The sequence below is a fragment of the Sphingomonas sp. genome, from assembly GCF_051962185.1.
Taxonomy (GTDB): Bacteria; Pseudomonadota; Alphaproteobacteria; order Sphingomonadales; family Sphingomonadaceae; genus Sphingomonas.
In genome coordinates this window covers 1-16,335 of record NZ_JBQCCN010000105.1, presented here as the reverse complement: position 1 = coordinate 16,335, position 16,335 = coordinate 1, and the positions used below count along the sequence as shown (strand labels likewise).

Annotated in this window: 21 protein-coding genes and 1 pseudogene; 9 read left to right on the top strand and 13 right to left on the bottom strand. The window is 64.6% G+C overall.

Translation table 11 applies throughout. From position 1 onward, the window contains the following. A partial coding sequence (locus ACTHJR_RS06295; protein WP_440522271.1) for a hypothetical protein occupies positions 1 to 298 on the top strand: 298 nt, incomplete at its 5' end. Positions 299 to 395: 97 nt separating this feature from the next. On the opposite strand, the gene ACTHJR_RS06290 is transcribed toward ACTHJR_RS06295, so the two are convergent. Together ACTHJR_RS06290 and ACTHJR_RS06285 are read right to left on the bottom strand one after the other, a co-directional pair. Further along, positions 396 to 1,067: a peptidylprolyl isomerase gene (locus ACTHJR_RS06290; protein WP_440522272.1), complete on the bottom strand. Its 672-nt coding sequence runs from the start codon at positions 1,065 to 1,067 to the stop codon at positions 396 to 398. A gap of 96 nt (positions 1,068 to 1,163) precedes the next feature. Beyond that, positions 1,164 to 1,976 carry an SDR family NAD(P)-dependent oxidoreductase gene (locus tag ACTHJR_RS06285; protein WP_440522270.1) on the bottom strand — a complete coding sequence of 271 codons (813 nt, stop codon included), beginning with the start codon at positions 1,974 to 1,976 and terminating at the stop codon, positions 1,164 to 1,166. Positions 1,977 to 2,049: 73 nt separating this feature from the next. On the opposite strand from ACTHJR_RS06285, the gene ACTHJR_RS06280 reads away from it, so the two are divergent. Then, positions 2,050 to 2,493 carry a winged helix-turn-helix transcriptional regulator gene (locus ACTHJR_RS06280; RefSeq protein ID WP_440522269.1) on the top strand — a complete coding sequence of 148 codons (444 nt, stop codon included), beginning with the start codon at positions 2,050 to 2,052 and terminating at the stop codon, positions 2,491 to 2,493. Positions 2,494 to 2,547: 54 nt separating this feature from the next. Here the strand turns inward: ACTHJR_RS06280 and ACTHJR_RS06275 are convergent, their stop codons facing one another. From ACTHJR_RS06275 to ACTHJR_RS06260, 4 genes are all read right to left on the bottom strand, one after another. Continuing rightward, a complete protein-coding gene (locus ACTHJR_RS06275; RefSeq protein ID WP_440522268.1) occupies positions 2,548 to 3,432 on the bottom strand; it encodes a hypothetical protein in 885 nt (294 codons plus the stop codon). Continuing rightward, complete coding sequence (locus ACTHJR_RS06270) at positions 3,429 to 4,028, bottom strand: sigma-70 family RNA polymerase sigma factor (protein ID WP_440522267.1); 600 nt, start codon at positions 4,026 to 4,028, stop codon at positions 3,429 to 3,431. Before ACTHJR_RS06270 ends, ACTHJR_RS06275 begins: the two co-directional genes overlap by 4 nt. 66 nt (positions 4,029 to 4,094) lie before the next feature. Next, a complete protein-coding gene (locus ACTHJR_RS06265) occupies positions 4,095 to 4,619 on the bottom strand; it encodes a hypothetical protein (RefSeq protein ID WP_440522266.1) in 525 nt (174 codons plus the stop codon). Beyond that, entirely contained in the window at positions 4,606 to 5,013 is a 408-nt protein-coding gene (locus tag ACTHJR_RS06260) for an EVE domain-containing protein (protein ID WP_440522265.1), read from the bottom strand. Before ACTHJR_RS06260 ends, ACTHJR_RS06265 begins: the two co-directional genes overlap by 14 nt. Before the next feature lie 139 nt (positions 5,014 to 5,152). On the opposite strand from ACTHJR_RS06260, the gene ACTHJR_RS06255 reads away from it, so the two are divergent. The 3 genes from ACTHJR_RS06255 (at position 5,153) to ACTHJR_RS06245 (ending at position 8,777) form a co-directional block, all read left to right on the top strand. Then, positions 5,153 to 5,536 carry a hypothetical protein gene (locus tag ACTHJR_RS06255; RefSeq protein WP_440522264.1) on the top strand — a complete coding sequence of 128 codons (384 nt, stop codon included), beginning with the start codon at positions 5,153 to 5,155 and terminating at the stop codon, positions 5,534 to 5,536. A 91-nt stretch (positions 5,537 to 5,627) separates the two neighbouring features. Further along, on the top strand, positions 5,628 to 5,900 hold the full coding sequence (locus ACTHJR_RS06250) for a DUF3297 family protein (RefSeq protein ID WP_440522263.1): 273 nt from the start codon (positions 5,628 to 5,630) through the stop codon (positions 5,898 to 5,900). Positions 5,901 to 5,963: 63 nt separating this feature from the next. Continuing rightward, on the top strand, positions 5,964 to 8,777 hold the full coding sequence (locus ACTHJR_RS06245) for a bifunctional YncE family protein/alkaline phosphatase family protein (protein WP_440522262.1): 2,814 nt from the start codon (positions 5,964 to 5,966) through the stop codon (positions 8,775 to 8,777). Positions 8,778 to 8,947: 170 nt separating this feature from the next. Here the strand turns inward: ACTHJR_RS06245 and ACTHJR_RS06240 are convergent, their stop codons facing one another. Then, the gene (locus tag ACTHJR_RS06240) at positions 8,948 to 9,658 is read right to left on the bottom strand and encodes a DUF3142 domain-containing protein (RefSeq protein ID WP_440522261.1); all 711 of its coding nucleotides are present in this window, start codon (positions 9,656 to 9,658) and stop codon (positions 8,948 to 8,950) included. A 3-nt stretch (positions 9,659 to 9,661) separates the two neighbouring features. Further along, entirely contained in the window at positions 9,662 to 11,761 is a 2,100-nt protein-coding gene (locus ACTHJR_RS06235) for a hypothetical protein (RefSeq protein ID WP_440522260.1), read from the bottom strand. Between the two features lie 206 nt (positions 11,762 to 11,967). Here ACTHJR_RS06235 and ACTHJR_RS06230 point away from each other — a divergent pair, with 206 nt between their 5' ends. Together ACTHJR_RS06230 and ACTHJR_RS06225 are read left to right on the top strand one after the other, a co-directional pair. Then, the gene (locus ACTHJR_RS06230; RefSeq protein ID WP_440522259.1) at positions 11,968 to 12,156 is read left to right on the top strand and encodes a hypothetical protein; all 189 of its coding nucleotides are present in this window, start codon (positions 11,968 to 11,970) and stop codon (positions 12,154 to 12,156) included. Continuing rightward, complete coding sequence (locus ACTHJR_RS06225; RefSeq protein ID WP_440522258.1) at positions 12,149 to 12,373, top strand: hypothetical protein; 225 nt, start codon at positions 12,149 to 12,151, stop codon at positions 12,371 to 12,373. Before ACTHJR_RS06230 ends, ACTHJR_RS06225 begins: the two co-directional genes overlap by 8 nt. On the opposite strand, the gene ACTHJR_RS06220 is transcribed toward ACTHJR_RS06225, so the two are convergent. From ACTHJR_RS06220 to ACTHJR_RS06210, 3 genes are read right to left on the bottom strand one after another with little or no spacing between them, the layout of a single operon-like run. Further along, positions 12,370 to 12,867 carry a hypothetical protein gene (locus ACTHJR_RS06220; RefSeq protein ID WP_440522257.1) on the bottom strand — a complete coding sequence of 166 codons (498 nt, stop codon included), beginning with the start codon at positions 12,865 to 12,867 and terminating at the stop codon, positions 12,370 to 12,372. The genes ACTHJR_RS06225 and ACTHJR_RS06220 overlap by 4 nt on opposite strands. Positions 12,868 to 12,876: 9 nt before the next feature. Further along, positions 12,877 to 14,016, bottom strand: a complete 1,140-nt coding sequence (locus ACTHJR_RS06215) for a HigA family addiction module antitoxin (RefSeq protein WP_440522256.1) — start codon at positions 14,014 to 14,016, stop codon at positions 12,877 to 12,879. Further along, entirely contained in the window at positions 14,016 to 14,312 is a 297-nt protein-coding gene (locus ACTHJR_RS06210; RefSeq protein WP_440522255.1) for a type II toxin-antitoxin system RelE/ParE family toxin, read from the bottom strand. Before ACTHJR_RS06210 ends, ACTHJR_RS06215 begins: the two co-directional genes overlap by 1 nt. 111 nt (positions 14,313 to 14,423) lie before the next feature. Here ACTHJR_RS06210 and ACTHJR_RS06205 point away from each other — a divergent pair, with 111 nt between their 5' ends. Beyond that, positions 14,424 to 15,299 (top strand): IS1 family transposase, encoded by an 876-nt coding sequence (locus ACTHJR_RS06205; RefSeq protein ID WP_440522254.1) that lies wholly within the window; start codon positions 14,424 to 14,426, stop codon positions 15,297 to 15,299. Positions 15,300 to 15,425: 126 nt separating this feature from the next. On the opposite strand, the gene ACTHJR_RS06200 is transcribed toward ACTHJR_RS06205, so the two are convergent. Both ACTHJR_RS06200 and ACTHJR_RS06195 read right to left on the bottom strand, forming a co-directional pair. Then, positions 15,426 to 15,758, bottom strand: coding sequence for a hypothetical protein (locus tag ACTHJR_RS06200; protein ID WP_440522253.1), 333 nt, complete (start codon positions 15,756 to 15,758; stop codon positions 15,426 to 15,428). Next, positions 15,758 to 16,078, bottom strand: coding sequence for a hypothetical protein (locus tag ACTHJR_RS06195; protein ID WP_440522252.1), 321 nt, complete (start codon positions 16,076 to 16,078; stop codon positions 15,758 to 15,760). The genes ACTHJR_RS06200 and ACTHJR_RS06195 overlap by 1 nt, the downstream gene beginning before the upstream one ends. A 188-nt stretch (positions 16,079 to 16,266) precedes the next feature. Between ACTHJR_RS06195 and ACTHJR_RS06190 the strand changes: the two are divergent. Then, a pseudogene (locus tag ACTHJR_RS06190) lies at positions 16,267 to 16,335 on the top strand (translation initiation factor IF-1); the annotation flags it as partial.

Here is a 16,335-nt window from a genome sequence, read left to right as displayed (position 1 = left end):
TCCGGATCGCTACGCGGCGATCGATCTCCGTCGCCTGCGGTTCGCCACCAACCCGCCGACGCTCATCCTCGGCGGGTCGCAGGACGCGATTCTGCCGCCCGGGGCGACGACGAATTTCACGCGCAAGGCCAATGCCGCCGGGCTGGACGTCCGCCAGATCCTGTTCCCCTATTCGGGACACGAGTTCAACACGACCTACGACAGCATCACCAACCAGGCGCTGCGCCAGATCAACGCGCAATTCCTCATCGATCACCAGGCGGGGCCGAGGATCGCCCGACTGGTTCTGAGCGACTGATCCCGCACGGGCGGGACGCGACCGGCGCAATTGCATGACCTGCCCAGAGCGGGACACGAAATCCCGCGGGGCCCGGTCGCATTTCTCGCGCGAGGGCTCAGCGGCCCTCGAACAGCTTCCACACCTGCGGCCGGCCGGTCGGCCTGGGCCTGCCGTCGAGCCGTTGCGCACGAATGATGGTCACCGGCTTCATCAGCATCTGTCCCTTCATCGCGCCCTCGCCGCCCGGATAGGTCGGCATCGCCAGGATCTTCTTCACGACGTCCATGCCGCCGACCACGCGGCCGAACACGGCATAGCCGGGCGATCCCGGCCGCGCGTCCATATTGGGACTGGCGCCGACCATCAGCGAGAAGTTGGCCGTCCCCGAATTTGGATTGTCGTAGCGCGCCATCGAGATCGCGCCATCGACATGGTGCAGCCCGGTCTTGCTGGTCGGTTCGAGCGGCACCGGTTCGAGCCCGCGCCGCGCATCGGTGTCGATCCCGCCCTGGACGAAGCCGAGCTTGGACGCGCCCTTGCGCCGCGCCGCGCGATAGAAACGCGTGCCGTCGAGCCGACCATCATCGACATAGGCCAGGAAATTGGCGCCGGTCTTGGGGGCGTGCCGCACGTCGATCGCCAGCGTGATGATACCCGCCGAGGTGGTGAGCCGGACGCGGACGACGGGCAATTCGGCCGCTGCGGCCGCCTTGGGCGGGGCGGCCAGCGACGCGCCGCCGGAGGAAGCAAGCGCCAGTGCCAGAATTGCCGACATCGCGAACCGCATCATCATCTCTCCATTGCCCGATGATGCGCCCTGTAACGCCTGGCGCGCCGTCGGGAAGCCCCGGCAGGTCCGGCGGCGCGACCGAGGCGAAGATTGTCACGCCAGCGCCGGCTCGCGATAGCGATCGGCGACGTCACGGCGGCTGAGCTTGCCGTCGAGCGCGGCCCGCGCGGTCTGCATGTCCTGCCAATGCGGCAGGTCGGCATCGGCCAGCGGCGGGATGGTGATCGTCTCGCGGCGATCGAACCCGGCGAGAGCGGCATCGACGAGGTCGCCCGCGTCCATCACCCAATCGGCCGGGAACATGTCGATATCCTTGCCCGATCGCGCCCAGATCTCGGTGCGCGTCGCGCCCGGCAGCACTGCCTGCACGTACAGGCCCTTGGCGCCGTAATGCGCGGCCAGGCTCTGGCTGAGGTTCAACAGATAGGCCTTGGAGCCAGAATAGACACCGTCGAACATCTCCGGCAGCAGCGCCAGCACCGAGGCGATGTTGACGATCGCGCCTTCGCCGCGCGCGACGAACGCCTTGCCCGCGGCGCCCGCCAATACGGTCGGCGCGGTGATGTTGAGCGCGATCAGCCGCTCCGCCTCGGCCGAATCGACCGAGATGAGATCGCCGGTCATCGACAGCCCGGCGTTGTTGACCAGTAAGGAGATCGCGGAATCGCCGGCGAACAATGCGCCGACGCGAGCGAGGTCTGCCGGATCGGTCAGGTCGGCGCGCACCACCTCGATCGTGCGACCGGTTTCGCCGCGCAGCCGCTCTGCGAGCGCGGCCAGCCGCTCCTGGTCGCGGGCGACGAGGACCAGGTCGTAGCCGCGACGGGCGAGCCGGTCGGCATAGATCGCGCCGATCCCGGTCGAGGCGCCGGTGATCAGGGCGGTCTGATTGAGAGCTTGGGTCATCGAAAATCTCCTTCGCGCCCGGCACCAAGTCGAGCGACTTGCATTTTGATAGGAACGTGACTATCATTTTGCAATGGACACCGAGAAATTATCCGCCGGCATCTGTCCGGTCGGTCGCGGCCTCGCCCGGGCAGGCGATGCGTGGAGCATGTTGATCCTGCGCGACGCCGGACTCGGCCTCACGCGGTTCGACGACTTCCAGAAGAGCCTGGGGATCGCGCCCAACATCCTGACGCGGCGGCTGGCGACGCTGGTCGAGGCCGGGATGCTCGAACGTCGGCGCTACAGCGAGCGCCCGCCGCGCGACGCCTACGTCCTGACCGAGGCCGGCCGCGATTATCTGCCCATACTCCAGGCGCTGGGCGGCTGGGCGCGCAAGCATTTCGGCGAAGGCGCCATGAGTGAATTGGTCGAGGCCGGCACCGGGCGCGTGGTCACTCCCCTGGTGGTCGACGCCGAGACCGGAGCCCCCTTGTCCGACATCGCCGTGACGTTGCGCGGGCCTGACGACGCCTGAGCAAGGGACGACGGAGCTGCCGAAATTGGAGGAAGGACAGCTCCGTCCAAGGCGCTAACGAATGGGGCCGCCCCGCCCTTCGCCGGGGAGCGGCTGATCCGATTGCGATTGCGTCGCACGGCGCCGCGCGTGCCGCTCGCGCCACAACTGGCGGCGCTCGAACCGCTCCTGCGGCGTCAGCGGGCCGGCCAACGCGAAGCCCGGCGGCATCGCCCCGCCCTCGAGCCGTGTCGTCATGCCCAATTTGGGCGGATCGCCGCCCGAGGCGGCCAGTGCCGATCTGGCCTCCAGCCGCTGCTCCACCCGGACCGCGACGCGCGGATGCGTCGCCAGGAAATCGGCCTTCAGCCGGGCGATCGCCGCCTTGCGCTCGGGTGGCGGCAACGCCTTGATCCGCCGCCATTCGACCACCGCCGCCTGGCGCTGGGCGGACGGCATCGTGCGGAACTTGGCCAGCAATGCGCGGCGCACCAGCGGTCGTCGCGCGGGCAGGCCGGCGGCGATCCGTGCCTGGCGTTGCGCGCGCCATAAACCGGGAGCCGGCGGGGGCGCGAGCGTCGGCAACGCTTCGGGCAGCGCCGCGAGGGATTCAACCGCCGGGATCGCAGGCTTGGGCCTGGCCGTGCGAACGACATGTTTCGGTTTGCCGACTGGTGGCGCCGCGGCGATCCGCGTGATGCCCGGGATCGCGATCGGCAACTTGCCGAACCAGCCGGTGGCCGCCGCCGTCGCACTCGCCAGCAGCAAGGCGCCCGCGCCGATCAACACCTTGCCATGCGCACGCCAGCCGCCGCGCGCGCCGCGCCGCGGCGGCACGCGCAGGCCCGATACCGCGGTCGCGACCAGGTCGGCCGCGAAGCCGTCGCGCATCGCCGGCACCGTCACGCGGTCGAGCGCGGCGCGTTCCGCCGGAGTGAAATCCATTCCGTTCGCCGTCATGACGCGACCTCTCCCGTCAGCGAGGTCAGGCCGCGCGCCGCCAGCGCCGCGCGCATCGCCGATCGCGCGCGGAGCAACAGCGACTCGAACGCTTTGAGGTTCATGTCCAGCGCGTCGGCGGCCATCGAATTGGGTAGCTCCTCGTAATAGGTCAGCACGATCGCGGCGCGATGCCGCTCGCTGAGATCGCCCAGCGCCGCCAGTGCGACGCGGCGCCATTGTTCCTCCTCGACCAACGCGTCCGCGCCGCCCGCGTCGTCGGCGCGTTCCGGCGGTTCCTCGTCGCTGGCGAAGCGCCGCCGCCGGAGCCGATCGAGGCATTGGTTGACCGCGACCCGCGTCAGCCAGGCCGCGATCCCCGCTTGTCCCGGCCGCCAGCGCTCGGCCGACGCCCAGAGCCTGAGCAATGCTTCCTGCGCGACATCCTCCGCCTCCGCCGCATCGCCGAGCATGCGATAGGCGACGCGGTGGAGCAGCGCGGCATGCGCATCGACCACCCGCCCGAACGCCACGGCATCGCGCCCGGCGATCCGCGTCATCAACGCATCGTCGCCGCCATCCGCCGCGGTTTCCCGCGCGGCACTCGTGAACCGCATCAGCACGTGCCCAGCCTGATCCTCGCAAGCTTAACGCATGATGGCACGGAACCCTTCGCGGGCGTATCAATCGTCGATCCGCACCAGTTCCTGCCAGCGTTCCGCCAGGTCCGACCAAAACGGGATGTGGCGAACGGTGCCGATCGGTGCTGCCGGGCCATCGAACTCGCGCCGCCAGTAATCGGCGAGATCGGCACCATAATAGACCGTATCGAAGCCATACATCGACAGCACGGGATTACCGGATTCGATCGGCGTCGCGGGCAGAAAGCGGTGCCCCAATAGCGGAATGAGCTTGGGCGCCGCGGCCAGCGCTTGGCGCAGCACGTCGCGCCGCGCCGCCATCTCCCTCGGCCGATCGCCCCAATCGGGCCACCAATAGCCATGGTCGATTTCGGCCGACAGCATGTCGAACGGCCACGCCAACATCCCGCGGATGGCCTGGTTTTCGGTCGACCAGTCATAGCCGCCGACCAACCGCCGCTCCCGCAGAGCGGCGACCAGATCCGGCGGGAACGTCAGACGGTAGCGCGCTTGCGCATCATCCAATTGGTCTTGGGTAAAGCCGCCAGTCCATTCAGGCTGCAACATCCCCCATCTCCATCAGCACCGCCCATTCGTCGTCACGCACCGGCGTCACCGAGAGGCGCGACTGGCGCAGCACCTCGATCTTCGACAGGCGCGGTTCGGCCTTCATCTCGGCCAGCGTGACGTGATGTTTCAACGGCCGGACCGGCTTGACGGCGACCGAGGCCCAGTCGCCTTTCTCGCCGTCGGGTTTCCAGGTCCGGGTGATCTCCATGATCCCGGCGCAGGCCTTTTCGGTGTTGGAATGATAGAGGATCGCCTGGTCGCCGACCGCCATGTCCTTGAGGAAATTGCGCGCCGTGTAGTTGCGGATGCCGTCCCATTCGGTGCCGCCGTCGCGGACCAGATGATCCCAGCCATAGACTTCGGGCTCCGACCGCAGGAACCAATACGCCATCCGTCATCTCCCTACCTAAATCCCAAGTGAATATCCGCCTCAGGACACATTCAGCCCGACTCGCCTACATGGATGCAACAGGCTCGGACAGTCTGCGTTTAGTGTGGCGGAACCGAGTTGCTTGTAGATGGAGGTTCACATGAACAAGTTCCTGACCAAGGCGGTGCTGGGCACCACGCTCGCCGCCACCACGCTGGCTGTCGCGGCCCCGGCGGACGCGCAGCGTTATCGCCGCTGGCATCACGACGACGACACCGGCGCGGCGATCGCCGGCGGCATCGTCGGCCTGGCACTGGGTGCGGCGATCGCATCCTCGTCGGACAACGACCGCTATTATCGCGACCGTTGGTATCGCGACCACGGCTATCGCTACAATTACGACGATTATTATTATCGTCAGCGCGGCTATTATCCGACCGACGGCTATTACGCCTATCGCTATCGCGACTATCGCAGCTGTCGCATCGAGCGTCGCTACGACCCCTATTACGGCCGCAGCGTCCGGGTCCGCGTCTGCTATTGAGCAGCCGCAGAACTGAGCGGAACGGCGCGGGAAGCCTCTGCTTTCCCGCGCCGTTTGCTTTTTGGGCGATGTCGCGGCAATAGCGCGCGCCATGACCGATACGCCTCCCGATCACCTTTCGAGCAACCCTCGCAGCCCGTTTTTCGACCAGGGAGCGCTGGAGCGCGGCGTCGGCATTCGATTCAAGGGTAGCGAGCGTACCGATGTCGAGGAATATTCGATCTCGGAAGGCTGGGTCCGCGTCGCTTTGGGCAAGAAGGTCGACCGCCATGGCAACCCGCTGACGATAAAATTGTCCGGCCCGGTCGAAGCCTATTTCCATACCGGCGCAGATGACGGAGAAGACGCCGGCGAGGCCGAATAGGACGCGTCATCGAAGCGTAAAGCGCGCGCCTTATCCGCCCTCCCGCAACAGGGGAGACTGGGGATGCGCAAGCATGTGATCGTCGCGATGGCCGCCACCGCGATCGGCGGCGTGGCGATCGCGCAGCAATTGCCGACCGGCCAGGCCCTTACCCCGCTCGCCGCGCCGGGCGCGGTGTTCCGCCCATTGGTGACGCGCACCGGCCCCTATCCCGATTATGTCGCCGACGGCGCCGCGGCGATCGCGGTCAGCCCCGACCGGCGCGAGATGCTGGTTCTGACCAGTGGCTTCAATCGCTTCAACGCGCCCGACGGCAAGCTCGTGCCCGCGCAATCGGGCCAATATGTCTTCGTCTATCGGATCGACCGCGGCGACGCGCGGCTCGAGCAGACGCTGACCGTGCCCAATGCCTATTCGGGTATCGCCTGGACGCCGGACGGGCGCGGCTTCGCGGTCGGCGGCGGTGTCGACGACGTCGTCCACCTGTTTCGCCGCGGCGCCGCTGGCTTCGCCGCCTTGGGAAGCCCGATCAAGTTGGGTCACAAGCACGGCCTTGGCGTCGACGTGGCGCCCCAAGCCGCCGGCGTCGCGATCAGTCCCGACGGAAAACGGCTGCTCGTCGCCAATTACTACAATGACTCGGTGACATTGATCGATCTGGTGACGCGCGGCATCGTCGCCGAACAGGATCTGCGTCCGGGCAAGATCGATCCGGCCGCGGCCGGCCAGCCTGGCGGCGAATTTCCGTTCGCCATCACCTGGCACGACAATGGCCGCGCCTATGTCTCGGCACCGCGCGACCGCCAGATCGTCGCGCTCGATGTCGCGGGATCGACGGTCCGCGTCGCCAAGCGCATCGCCACCATCGGCGAACCGACCGCACTGCTGCTCGATCGCAAGACGCACCGGCTCTACGCGACCGAGGACAATGACGACCGATTGGCGATGGTCGATACCGCGCGCGACGCGCTGGCCGGCGAACCGCGCTTGGGGTTGCCGGACAGCCTGTCGGCGGGCCCGCTCGGCAAGGGCTTCAATCCCAACGGGCTCGCGCTGACGCCGAATGGGACCCTGTTGGTCACGTATGGCGGCGTCAACGCGGTGGCGATGGTCACGCCGCGCGCGACCGATGCCGAAGTGGTGGGCGTGGTCCCGACCGGCTGGTACCCGAGCGCGGTCGCGACCAGCGCCGACGGGGCGCGCGTGTTCGTCGTCAACCGCAAGAGCCCGCCCGGTCCCAATCCGAAGGGGTGCGCGCCCAAGCTCGCCGTCGCCAAGGCGCAGCCGACCGCGTGCGGCGCCGCCAACCAGTACATCTTCCAGCTCGAGAAAGCCGGCCTGCTGCAATTCGCGATGCCCGGCGGGCGGGCGCTGGCGAAGACGACCTTGCAGGTCGCCGACAATATCGGATTGCAGAACGCGGCGCAGCGCCGGGCCGCGGATGCGCGGATGGCGGAGATCGCCAAGCGCATCAAGCACGTCGTCTTCATCGTGAAGGAAAACCGCACCTACGATCAGGTGCTCGGCGATCTGGAAGTCGGCAACGGTGACCCCAGCCTGGCGATCCTGGGCGAGGGACTGAGCCCCAACCATCACGCGATGGCGCGCGATTTCGTCACGCTCGACAATTTCTACGATTCGGGCGAGCAATCGAGCACCGGTTGGAGCTGGACCACGGCCGCGCGCTCGGTCGACTTGCTCGAGAAGACGGCACCGGTGAATTACGCGGCGCGCGGTCTTGCGTACGAATCCGAGGACTCGGAGCGCAACGTCGCCACCAGCCGGACACTCGCCGAGCGACGCCAGAGCGATCCGCGCTTCCCCGACGATCCCGACATGCTGGCGGGCCCCGGCCTGCTGACCGCGCCCGATGCCGATGACGACAAGCTGCCGGGCCAGGGTTATCTGTGGAATGCGGCGATCCGCGCCGGGTTGACCGTACGCAATTACGGTTTCTCCGACGCCTCGGTTTACGACGCCGGATCGCCCGGCTTCGTCCCGGTGCTGCGCGAGCCGTTCAAGGACAAGCACGTGATCTGGAGCGCGGGCGACCGCGAGCTCGCGAGCCGAAGCGATCCCTATTTCCGCGGCTTCGACCAAAAACTGCCCGATTATTGGCGCATGCTCGAATGGCGGCGCGAATTCGACCAACAGGACAAGGCCGGCACCATGCCCGCGCTCACGCTGTTGCGCCTCAGCCATGACCATTTCGGCGATTTCAAGGACGCGATCGACGGGGTGAACACGGTCGAGGCCGAGATGGCCGACAACGACTTCGCAGTCGGCTCGGTCATCGAGCGCATCGCCAACAGCCAGTTCAAGGATTCGACCCTGGTCTTCGTGATCGAGGACGATGCGCAGAATGGCGGCGACCATGTCGACGCGCGACGCAGCATCGCCTTCATCGTCGGGCCATACGTCAAGCACCACGCCCTGGTCTCGACGCGCTACACCACGGTCAGCATGCTGAGGACGATCGAGGCGGTATTGGGCCTGCCGCCGCTCGGGCTCAACGACGCGCTGGCGACGCCGATGGCCGATGTGTTCGACCTCGGCCAGAAGGACTGGAGCTTCCGCGCCCGTGCCGCCGACGTGCTGCGCGCGACCAAGCTGCCGATCCCGGCCGATCGCTTCGTCGGCAAAGCGGTCGCCGCCAACGCCTGTCCGCCGCGCGATGCGGGATGGTGGGCGGAAGCGATGAAGGGCCAGGATTTCCGCACCGAGGACAGACTCGACACGCCACGCTTCAACGCCGCCTTATGGCGCGGGCTCGCCGATGGCCCGGAGCCGCAGGCGCGCAGCGGCGCCGATCTGCGCGCCAACCGGGCGGCATTGCTGAAGAAGGGCGCGGCTGGGCGGGTGTGCACCGCTTCTTAGGCAGCTTTCAACATCTCATGTGTCGCCGTCAGAATCGGACCACCCCGGCGAAGGCCGGGCCCCAGCTTCGGTGAATTCGAGATAGTACCCGCCGTCGAACATGCGTTGCGACTGGGCCCCGGCCTCCGTCGGGGAGGGTATTTTTTTGCCGGAAAAGCGATGCCTGGTCCCTAAGCCGGATTGACCAGGAACGTCACATATCCTCGGAAGTAGGGATTGGCCTCCAATCCCGGCGCCGGCTGCCACTCCCCGCCCTGCAGCAACCCGATCCGGAACGGCAGCTTAAGCCGATCGAGCTTGCTCAGGTACGCCCGATAACCCGGAATGACGTGCCGCCCCTGATAGATTTGCAGCACCGCCTCATCGACCACGCCAGCCAGCGCGTCGAGCCCCTGGGGATCGCCATTCGCGCTCCAGTCGAGCAACCCGGTGATCCCCAGCCGGCAATCGCGCGGCAAGCGCGCGCGCAGGCCGCGCAGGAAGCGCGCATATTCCTCGAGATGCCGCGTCCGCGCGTCGAAATCGATCTGCACCCCCACGACCCGATTGCCCGCCGCGCGCCAGCGCCCGAGCGCGGCGAGGAGTTGGTCATACACCGCCGGCGGCCAGTCGAGCGTCTCGACCCGCACCACCATCCACACCTCGCGCCCACCCAGCCGCGGCACCGCCGCACGCTGCGCCGCATAGCGAACCGGATCGGTCGCCTCGACTTGTCCCTGCAGCAGATAGAGCCGCTTCGCCGACGCCAGCGCGGGCTGCGCCTTCACGCCCGCCCAAAGCCAGACGGCGTCGTAGGTCGGCGTGCCCGCCCGTTCGCGCGCGACCGGCACGGGGAGTGCGGCGAGCGCCAGCGCGCCGAGACCGATCGCAGCGCGGATCACCGCCTACCAATAATAGCGCAAGTTCGTCGCCCAGCGCGACTTGGCATAATCGCCCTTCAACCGCTGGAACCACGCCTTGCGCACCGATTTGTCGACATCGGTTCCGCCGCACGAATTGTTGCCCGACGGGGCATAGCAATTGATCGCGCGATACAAGGCATAGGCCTTGTCGTCGGCGGCTACCCTGGGATCGGCGATGATCGACTTGTAGACTTCCAGCCGCGAATAATTGCCGCCGGGGAACAGGCTCCTGGTCCCGCCCAGATCCTCCTTGGCCGGCGAAGCATCGAGCGTGTAGCCGTCGAACCCGTTGGCGAAGAAAAAGTCGGCGAGGCACAGCCGGCCATGCGCGTCGCCCGGCGCCGCGACGAGATCGGCCACCGTGCGCTTCAGCGCCGGGCAGCCGAATTCGCCCAATTGGGTCGGCTTGGTGAACAATCCGAACGGCAATGGATCGGGGGTCTGCAAGGAGTAGATACTGCCGTCGGTCGGCGCATTCGCCGGCACCAGCGCCAGGTCGGTCGTGAAGTCGCGATAGACCCCGCGGCTCAATTCCTTGTAGAGCAAGGTGAACAGCGCGAGTTGGCGCTCCTGCGCCGCCTTGGCGCCCGTCGCCTGTTTGCGCAGCAGCCCGGCGTCGGCGACGTACATCAACAGCATGCCGCGCATCGTCGGATCGTCGACCGGCGAATCCGCCGCGAACACGCGTGCGAGCCCACCGGTCCGCTCGTCATGATAGGCGATCGCGAGTTCGATCGCCGAATGCTGTGCCTCGACCGCCTTGGTGCCGGGCAGCATCTCCAGCCAGAAGCCGCGCGCGTTGCGGTCGCCGACCGCGTCGAGCGCCATGCCGCGCAACATCTGGCGGCTGAACTGCACTTCGCTGAAGCTCGATTGGCGCGCGGCATCGGGGATCAGCCGGAGCACTTCGGCGGGCTTCTTGCCGACGTAGAATTGCTGCGCGGCGACCAGATAGTCGAACAGCGGCATGTTGCCGGCGAACGCCGCGCGCTGACCGGTGATCTGGTCGAGCGTGATCGGCGTACCGCAGCATCCCGCGCTGACCTCGCTGTCGGCCGTCCGCATCATCTTGAGGTCGATGACCGCGAGCAAGGTCGGGTCGGTGGTGTCCCCGATCGTCAGGTCAGGCAGCAGTTTGGTGTCCATCTCCTCGGCGAGATCGACATCGTTCAGCGCGCGCGCCGCCGCCGGCTGCGCGAACAAGGCGACATATTGCGCGGCGAGCGGGCCGCGCCGGCTGCCGAACCAATAGACCCGCCGCAGCAAACCGCGCGCGGACTCCGCATAAAGTCCCTTGGGATAATCCTTGAGATAGGCGCGCAAGCCGGCATCGGCGGCATCCACGACATTCTGATGGACGTTCTTGAAGTCCCTGGGGATGCCATATTCGTCGAACATGCCGACCTGGAGGCGGTTCACCTCGACCCGCGCCGTCATGTAGCGCGCGGTCTCGCGCAGCCAGGGATCTCGCGCGCCGCCCAGCCCGGAGAAGCGCGAGGCCGCAGTGTCGAAGTCGCCGTCGTAGAACGCCAGCGCGCCGGCCAGATAACCGGCGAACGCCTTGCCGACGGGCGATTTCACTTGCCCCTCGACTGCAGTCACCGCCGTGCCGTCGCTAGGCTTGGCGCAATCGGGGTTGATCTGGCGCCGCGCCGCGATCAGCGCCGCGCCCTCCCCGCCCGGCAGCCTGGCGGCATTGACCGCCGCCTCGAACGCATCGGCGCCGCTGCTCTTGCTGAGGCAACGCGAGCCCTCGCCCGAACTATACTCGCTGTCGGCGTTTTCGGGGCGGATGACGAGCCAGCCCGAGAAGGTCCGCCAATCGAACAATGCGCCGAGCGGCGGCGGCGGAGTCCCTTTCCCCGGCCGGGGCAGCGAGCCGCGCCGGTCGAACAACAACATCGTCAGATTGGTCCGCGTGTCGTTGCCCGGCCCGAGCAGCGCCATGTCGTCGCACCCGGAGAGATTGGCATGCCGCAACCGCCACGACGGCGAACATTCGAAATCGCCGCTGGCGCCGGCGGGCAGCGGCAGGGCGAAACAGACGGCGACAGCGGCAAGCGAAACGCAAAGACGACGCATGACGAGAACCCCCGGCGAATGACGAAGCGGTAAAAATGCCACGCGGTCAGAACCTTGCCTAGGAGATTTGCGTCATCCGGCCGCTCTTGCCGCGCTGTTGCCCGATCGCCATATCACGAAGGTCGTTGCGGGCACGACCCGGCAGATAGTGGATCAGTTTGAAAATCAGGGATGAAGATGCCGCCTTGGCATGCCATATAGCTGGCATGGCTATCGAGGATCACCCCAAATTTCCAGAATGGGCTGACGCCCTAGACCGGCTGAAGGAAGCCAAGGACGCACTTCAACCGGCCGTCGCCTTCGGCGAAGGGCCAATTGTGGTGGAGAGGTTGCGCGGAAACGTGATCGCTGCCCAGCTTCATTTCCACAAGGTGTCGGACGAGATCGATGTCTAAGACACCCAAACGCCCCCGCGATCCGAACCAGCTGGCGAAGCTGATTACCGATATCGCGACGGGCGAAGTCGAAGAGGGCGAAGTCAGCGCCACCGTCCAACGCGCGTCGAAGGCTGGGACTGTCGGCGGTCCTGCGCGGGCCAAAGCCCTCACACCGGCACAGCGAGCCGAAATTGCCAGTATCGCGGCTTCTGCCCGGTGGAAAAAGAGCGACTAGCGCCCGCCTTTCCCCTCTTTCGGTTCCGCCTGTTCGGCAGCGCGATGCTCCAAAATATCTTCCGCGAAATCCGGGAAAAAGTTAAGTTCCGGCTCGTCGGGGAAATTACTGTTCATTCGTTCCACATCGCAATGTGCGCGGTAAACATCATGAGCGATTGCCTCGCGGCGCTGCCTTACCGACTTCTGCCTTTTGGCGGGCGTCCCGCCCTTGTCGGTATCGAAGTAGTGCTTGGTCGCCACGCCATCCACAAGCAAGGTGACCGACTGTTTGGCGCGATACGTGAAGCCCCCCGCTTCGTCCCAACGCTTTGACTGCCGAAGCGCTCGCGTCACTTGTTCGCGCAGCAGTTTCCGGACGTCTTGAGGGCGTACGGCCAGCTTGCGGCTGTTCAATGCCCAATCGATAAATTCGTCAGGGTCGCCGGAATCCTGACCGGTATGCTCGGCCCACTCATCCCAAAGCCGATCAACCTGTTCGTTATAGTCCGCCATTAGTGCCTCCTAAAGGCCGGTAGGGGCGTGGAATCCCCAACCGTCCTTAAATTCCCAATCCATCAAGTGCTCACGCACACCGACCTGATGTTCCTTGAGCCATCCCCATTTCTTGGTCCGGTGCTGTATTTGCCCCACGACGATTGCCGGATGCACTTCCAGCCGCGCGGCGAATTTCACGACATCTTCGCGTGATATGAAGGGACTTTTTCGGGCGATGAACGAGTCCATAAGATGTCGAGGAATGCAAAATTCCGCCGCCGCATCGTTCGCCATTTTTTCGCAGTCGATTTCGGTATCCGTGCCCGTATCGCTATCCACCGGAGCGAACGAAACGTCTTTCCCGTCGCCATTCAAGACGTGTTCGATTTCGTGCCTCAATACAAAACAGAAGTTGTCGAGCCGATCCAACCTAAGGGTCATCCCAACGACGGGTTGGCCATCGAGCCAAAGGCAAACCCCATCGATCTTCGAACCCGGCAGAAAATCGACTAGCACGAACCGAACGCCGCATTTTTTCAGGATCGATGGGATGTGAATCAAATCCTCTTTGAGCAACATGTGCTCGCGGATGGATGGTAGGCTGTCACGCAGGGCCTGCTCCGAATATAGAGGGCACTCCATCTGCTCGGCGATTTTACGCACACGGTTCAGCCAAACGTACTGAATTTCGGTCGTGCCAGAATAATCGCCGGTATCCGTCTTTTTCGCGGCGTGCGCCAAGAGCGGAGCATCGCCAACAAACGGGATGTCCTCGATCCGGTCCTTGCCGAAAAACCGCATCATCTGGAGGTCCAGCAATGCGGGCTCCGCATCTTCAATCCAACCGCGCTTGATCATCTCTCGAACAGGAAATTTCGAAAGCCACGAAGCGCGTGTTCGGACACCGGGGTCCGCTTTGCGAGCCTTGGCCAGATCATATAGCTTCTGGAGGTTCAGGAAAAATTCCGCGGGCATGTCGAACGCATCGCCAAGTGCCACGGCAGAGTCCGTGGTGATGTCCGTCGTTCCCTTAATCAGCCTGTTGAGCTGGCTGACATCGATGCCGAGAATGTACGCCAGATCGGCTTGAAGCCACCCTCGGGCCTCAAGTTCATCCGCGATGAAAGCGCCGGGATGCTCAACCGGCAATGGTGAGGCCTTGGCCATCAGTGATAATCCTCAATCTTCAATATCGTGACAGTCTGCGGCTCGGTTTCCTCATCCAACTCGAAAACCATTCGATACTGATCGTTCAATCGAATTGACCGCTGGCTCTCACGATCCCCCTTTTGTTTTTCGTAGTGCAGGCTCTTCCAATTCCGCAGTGAACGGTCGTCTATTGCCGCCCTCAGGAGCGTCAGCTTACGACGAGCGGACTTGATCGCGGCGACGGGAAGCCGGGTTGCCCCCAAGTCATCCGTCTCGATCAGCGCCAGGTCATCATCGGCAAACACGATCCTCATCGCGAGCGCCTTACCACGCCGGGAATCTGGCGCGCAAGGGTAAATTGACTACTAACGTCAAACTGACCTCTATGCTTGACTTGGGTGTGAAAAGGGTCAGATAGAGAATGCATGAACAAGCTCTCGAACGACGACCGCGCGAAAATCCTTCACCTGCTTTGCGAGGGAATAAGCATTCGCGCGATCACGCGTCTGACCGGCGCGAGTAAGAACACGGTGGCAAAGCTGCTGATCGATGCTGGCAAGGCGTGCGCCGCCTATCACGACGCGAACGTGCGCGATGTGGAGGCCAAGCGTGTTCAGGTCGATGAAATCTGGAGCTTCACCTACAGCAAGCAGAAGAACGTCGCGACCGCCAAGGCGGCACCGGAAGGCGCCGATACGTGGACGTGGACCGCCCTCGACGCTGACAGCAAGATGATCCTCTCCTATTTCATCGGCGGTCGTGATGGTGAGTGCGCCATGTGGTTCATGGACGATCTGCGCGGTCGTCTTGCCAACCGCGTGCAGCTGACCAGCGACGGTCACCGCGCCTATTTGGAGGCAGTTGAAGGCGCGTTCGGCGATGACATTGACTACGCGAAGTTGGTGAAAATGTACGGCCCGTCGATCACCGCGCTGGGCCGCTACAGCCCTGCGGAATGCACCGGCGCGAAGAAGGTCCGCGTCACCGGCAACCCTGACGCTGCGGACGTCTCGACCAGCTACGTCGAACGCCAGAACCTGACCATGCGGATGCATATGCGCCGCTTCACCCGCCTGACCAATGCGTTCTCAAAGAAGGTCGAGAACCACGCTCACGCGGTCGCGCTGCACATGATGTATTACAACTTCGTCCGCATCCATAAGACGCTACGCGTCACCCCTGCTATGGCGGCTGGCGTCACTGATCGCCTTTGGGAGATCAGTGACATCGCACAGCTGCTCGCGGACGCAGAGGAGGCCCCCAAGCCGCGCGGTTCGTATAAGAAGCGCTCCGATGCCTAGGCGGCTTCGCGAACCCGATCCGGCAACGCCCCGCATAGCTTTTCGGCTGCGCTGCGCAGACTTTCCGCGTCCACGTTCTGCTTGAAATGTTTGGCCAGTACGCTCCGAATGAAGTCTTCGGAAGCCTTAAGGTTCTGCTCCGTCTTCGCCATCTTCATTCTCCGCTTCCAACTGGTCCCACGTCCGGTCAACGACCAGATCAGCAAAAAGAGTATTCCAAAATTTCGCCCGCAATTTCTTCACGTTGCGGTAATCCTGATAGCTCTCGTTCACCTCGATGATGGTGACGAGAGCCTTCGCGATATCGTCCTTACGAATCTTCGCCCCGGCAGGAAAGTTCCCTTCGACGTACTTTTTGGTTTCCTTGATCGCAGCGAGCCAAGCAGCCTCATTTTCCGCGTAGTGCGCAATCACGCCAGCCGCTTCGAGCCGCTGTTCAGCCTCTAGTGTCAATCCCATCAGGCTATCTCCCTTATCGCCTGAACGGTCGCGAAAACGGCCCAAGCGAATGCAGCGAGGAGAACCCAAACGGAAACGTCGCCTGTGCATGGGCTGTTGAGCCACTTGCCCAAAACGGCCAGCGCCGCCGACAGAAGCGCCAGAATGAATCCCACAAAGACGATCCACGCTCGCGCAAGAAAGCGCAGCTTCACCGATTTTTGCTCTGTGGCTCCATAGCCGCCATAAACGGTAACTAGGCTGCCGATATAAATCAGTATGAGGCCCGCGAGCGCCGTACCGGCGGTTACAACCTCGCCTGATACGTTTAAACCGTTCATACCCCTCTCCCCGATGGGAGAGGTCGCCTATCTGAACCAACATGGCAATCGATATCGCGACGTCTTGTTCATATCGAACCAATTTCAAACTGACCCACTACCACCCGGCAGCGCAGCTTCCCTTTTCGTTCCCCATCCGCTAAGGGCGCGCGTCACGCGGCGCGGCCCGCATACTCACGAGGCATTGTTTGGCTAAAGAAGAACTTCTGGAAATGCGCGGCCAGGTGGTGGAATTGCTGCCCAACGCCATGTTCCGC

Bases quoted from the DNA above. Each gene is read 5' to 3' on its own strand.
- ACTHJR_RS06235 (WP_440522260.1), bottom strand. From the start codon at position 11,761: ATGCGTCGTCTTTGCGTTTCGCTTGCCGCTGTCGCCGTCTGTTTCGCC.
- ACTHJR_RS06270 (WP_440522267.1), bottom strand. From the start codon at position 4,028: ATGCGGTTCACGAGTGCCGCGCGGGAAACCGCGGCGGATGGCGGCGAC.
- ACTHJR_RS06230 (WP_440522259.1), top strand. From the start codon at position 11,968: ATGGCTATCGAGGATCACCCCAAATTTCCAGAATGGGCTGACGCCCTA.
- ACTHJR_RS06200 (WP_440522253.1), bottom strand. From the start codon at position 15,758: ATGGGATTGACACTAGAGGCTGAACAGCGGCTCGAAGCGGCTGGCGTG.
- ACTHJR_RS06280 (WP_440522269.1), top strand. From the start codon at position 2,050: ATGGACACCGAGAAATTATCCGCCGGCATCTGTCCGGTCGGTCGCGGC.
- ACTHJR_RS06250 (WP_440522263.1), top strand. From the start codon at position 5,628: ATGACCGATACGCCTCCCGATCACCTTTCGAGCAACCCTCGCAGCCCG.
- ACTHJR_RS06245 (WP_440522262.1), top strand. From the start codon at position 5,964: ATGCGCAAGCATGTGATCGTCGCGATGGCCGCCACCGCGATCGGCGGC.
- ACTHJR_RS06225 (WP_440522258.1), top strand. From the start codon at position 12,149: ATGTCTAAGACACCCAAACGCCCCCGCGATCCGAACCAGCTGGCGAAG.
- ACTHJR_RS06210 (WP_440522255.1), bottom strand. From the start codon at position 14,312: ATGAGGATCGTGTTTGCCGATGATGACCTGGCGCTGATCGAGACGGAT.
- ACTHJR_RS06215 (WP_440522256.1), bottom strand. From the start codon at position 14,016: ATGGCCAAGGCCTCACCATTGCCGGTTGAGCATCCCGGCGCTTTCATC.
- ACTHJR_RS06290 (WP_440522272.1), bottom strand. From the start codon at position 1,067: ATGCGGTTCGCGATGTCGGCAATTCTGGCACTGGCGCTTGCTTCCTCC.
- ACTHJR_RS06275 (WP_440522268.1), bottom strand. From the start codon at position 3,432: ATGACGGCGAACGGAATGGATTTCACTCCGGCGGAACGCGCCGCGCTC.
- ACTHJR_RS06205 (WP_440522254.1), top strand. From the start codon at position 14,424: ATGAACAAGCTCTCGAACGACGACCGCGCGAAAATCCTTCACCTGCTT.
- ACTHJR_RS06285 (WP_440522270.1), bottom strand. From the start codon at position 1,976: ATGACCCAAGCTCTCAATCAGACCGCCCTGATCACCGGCGCCTCGACC.
- ACTHJR_RS06265 (WP_440522266.1), bottom strand. From the start codon at position 4,619: ATGTTGCAGCCTGAATGGACTGGCGGCTTTACCCAAGACCAATTGGAT.
- ACTHJR_RS06220 (WP_440522257.1), bottom strand. From the start codon at position 12,867: ATGGCGGACTATAACGAACAGGTTGATCGGCTTTGGGATGAGTGGGCC.
- ACTHJR_RS06195 (WP_440522252.1), bottom strand. From the start codon at position 16,078: ATGAACGGTTTAAACGTATCAGGCGAGGTTGTAACCGCCGGTACGGCG.
- ACTHJR_RS06255 (WP_440522264.1), top strand. From the start codon at position 5,153: ATGAACAAGTTCCTGACCAAGGCGGTGCTGGGCACCACGCTCGCCGCC.
- ACTHJR_RS06260 (WP_440522265.1), bottom strand. From the start codon at position 5,013: ATGGCGTATTGGTTCCTGCGGTCGGAGCCCGAAGTCTATGGCTGGGAT.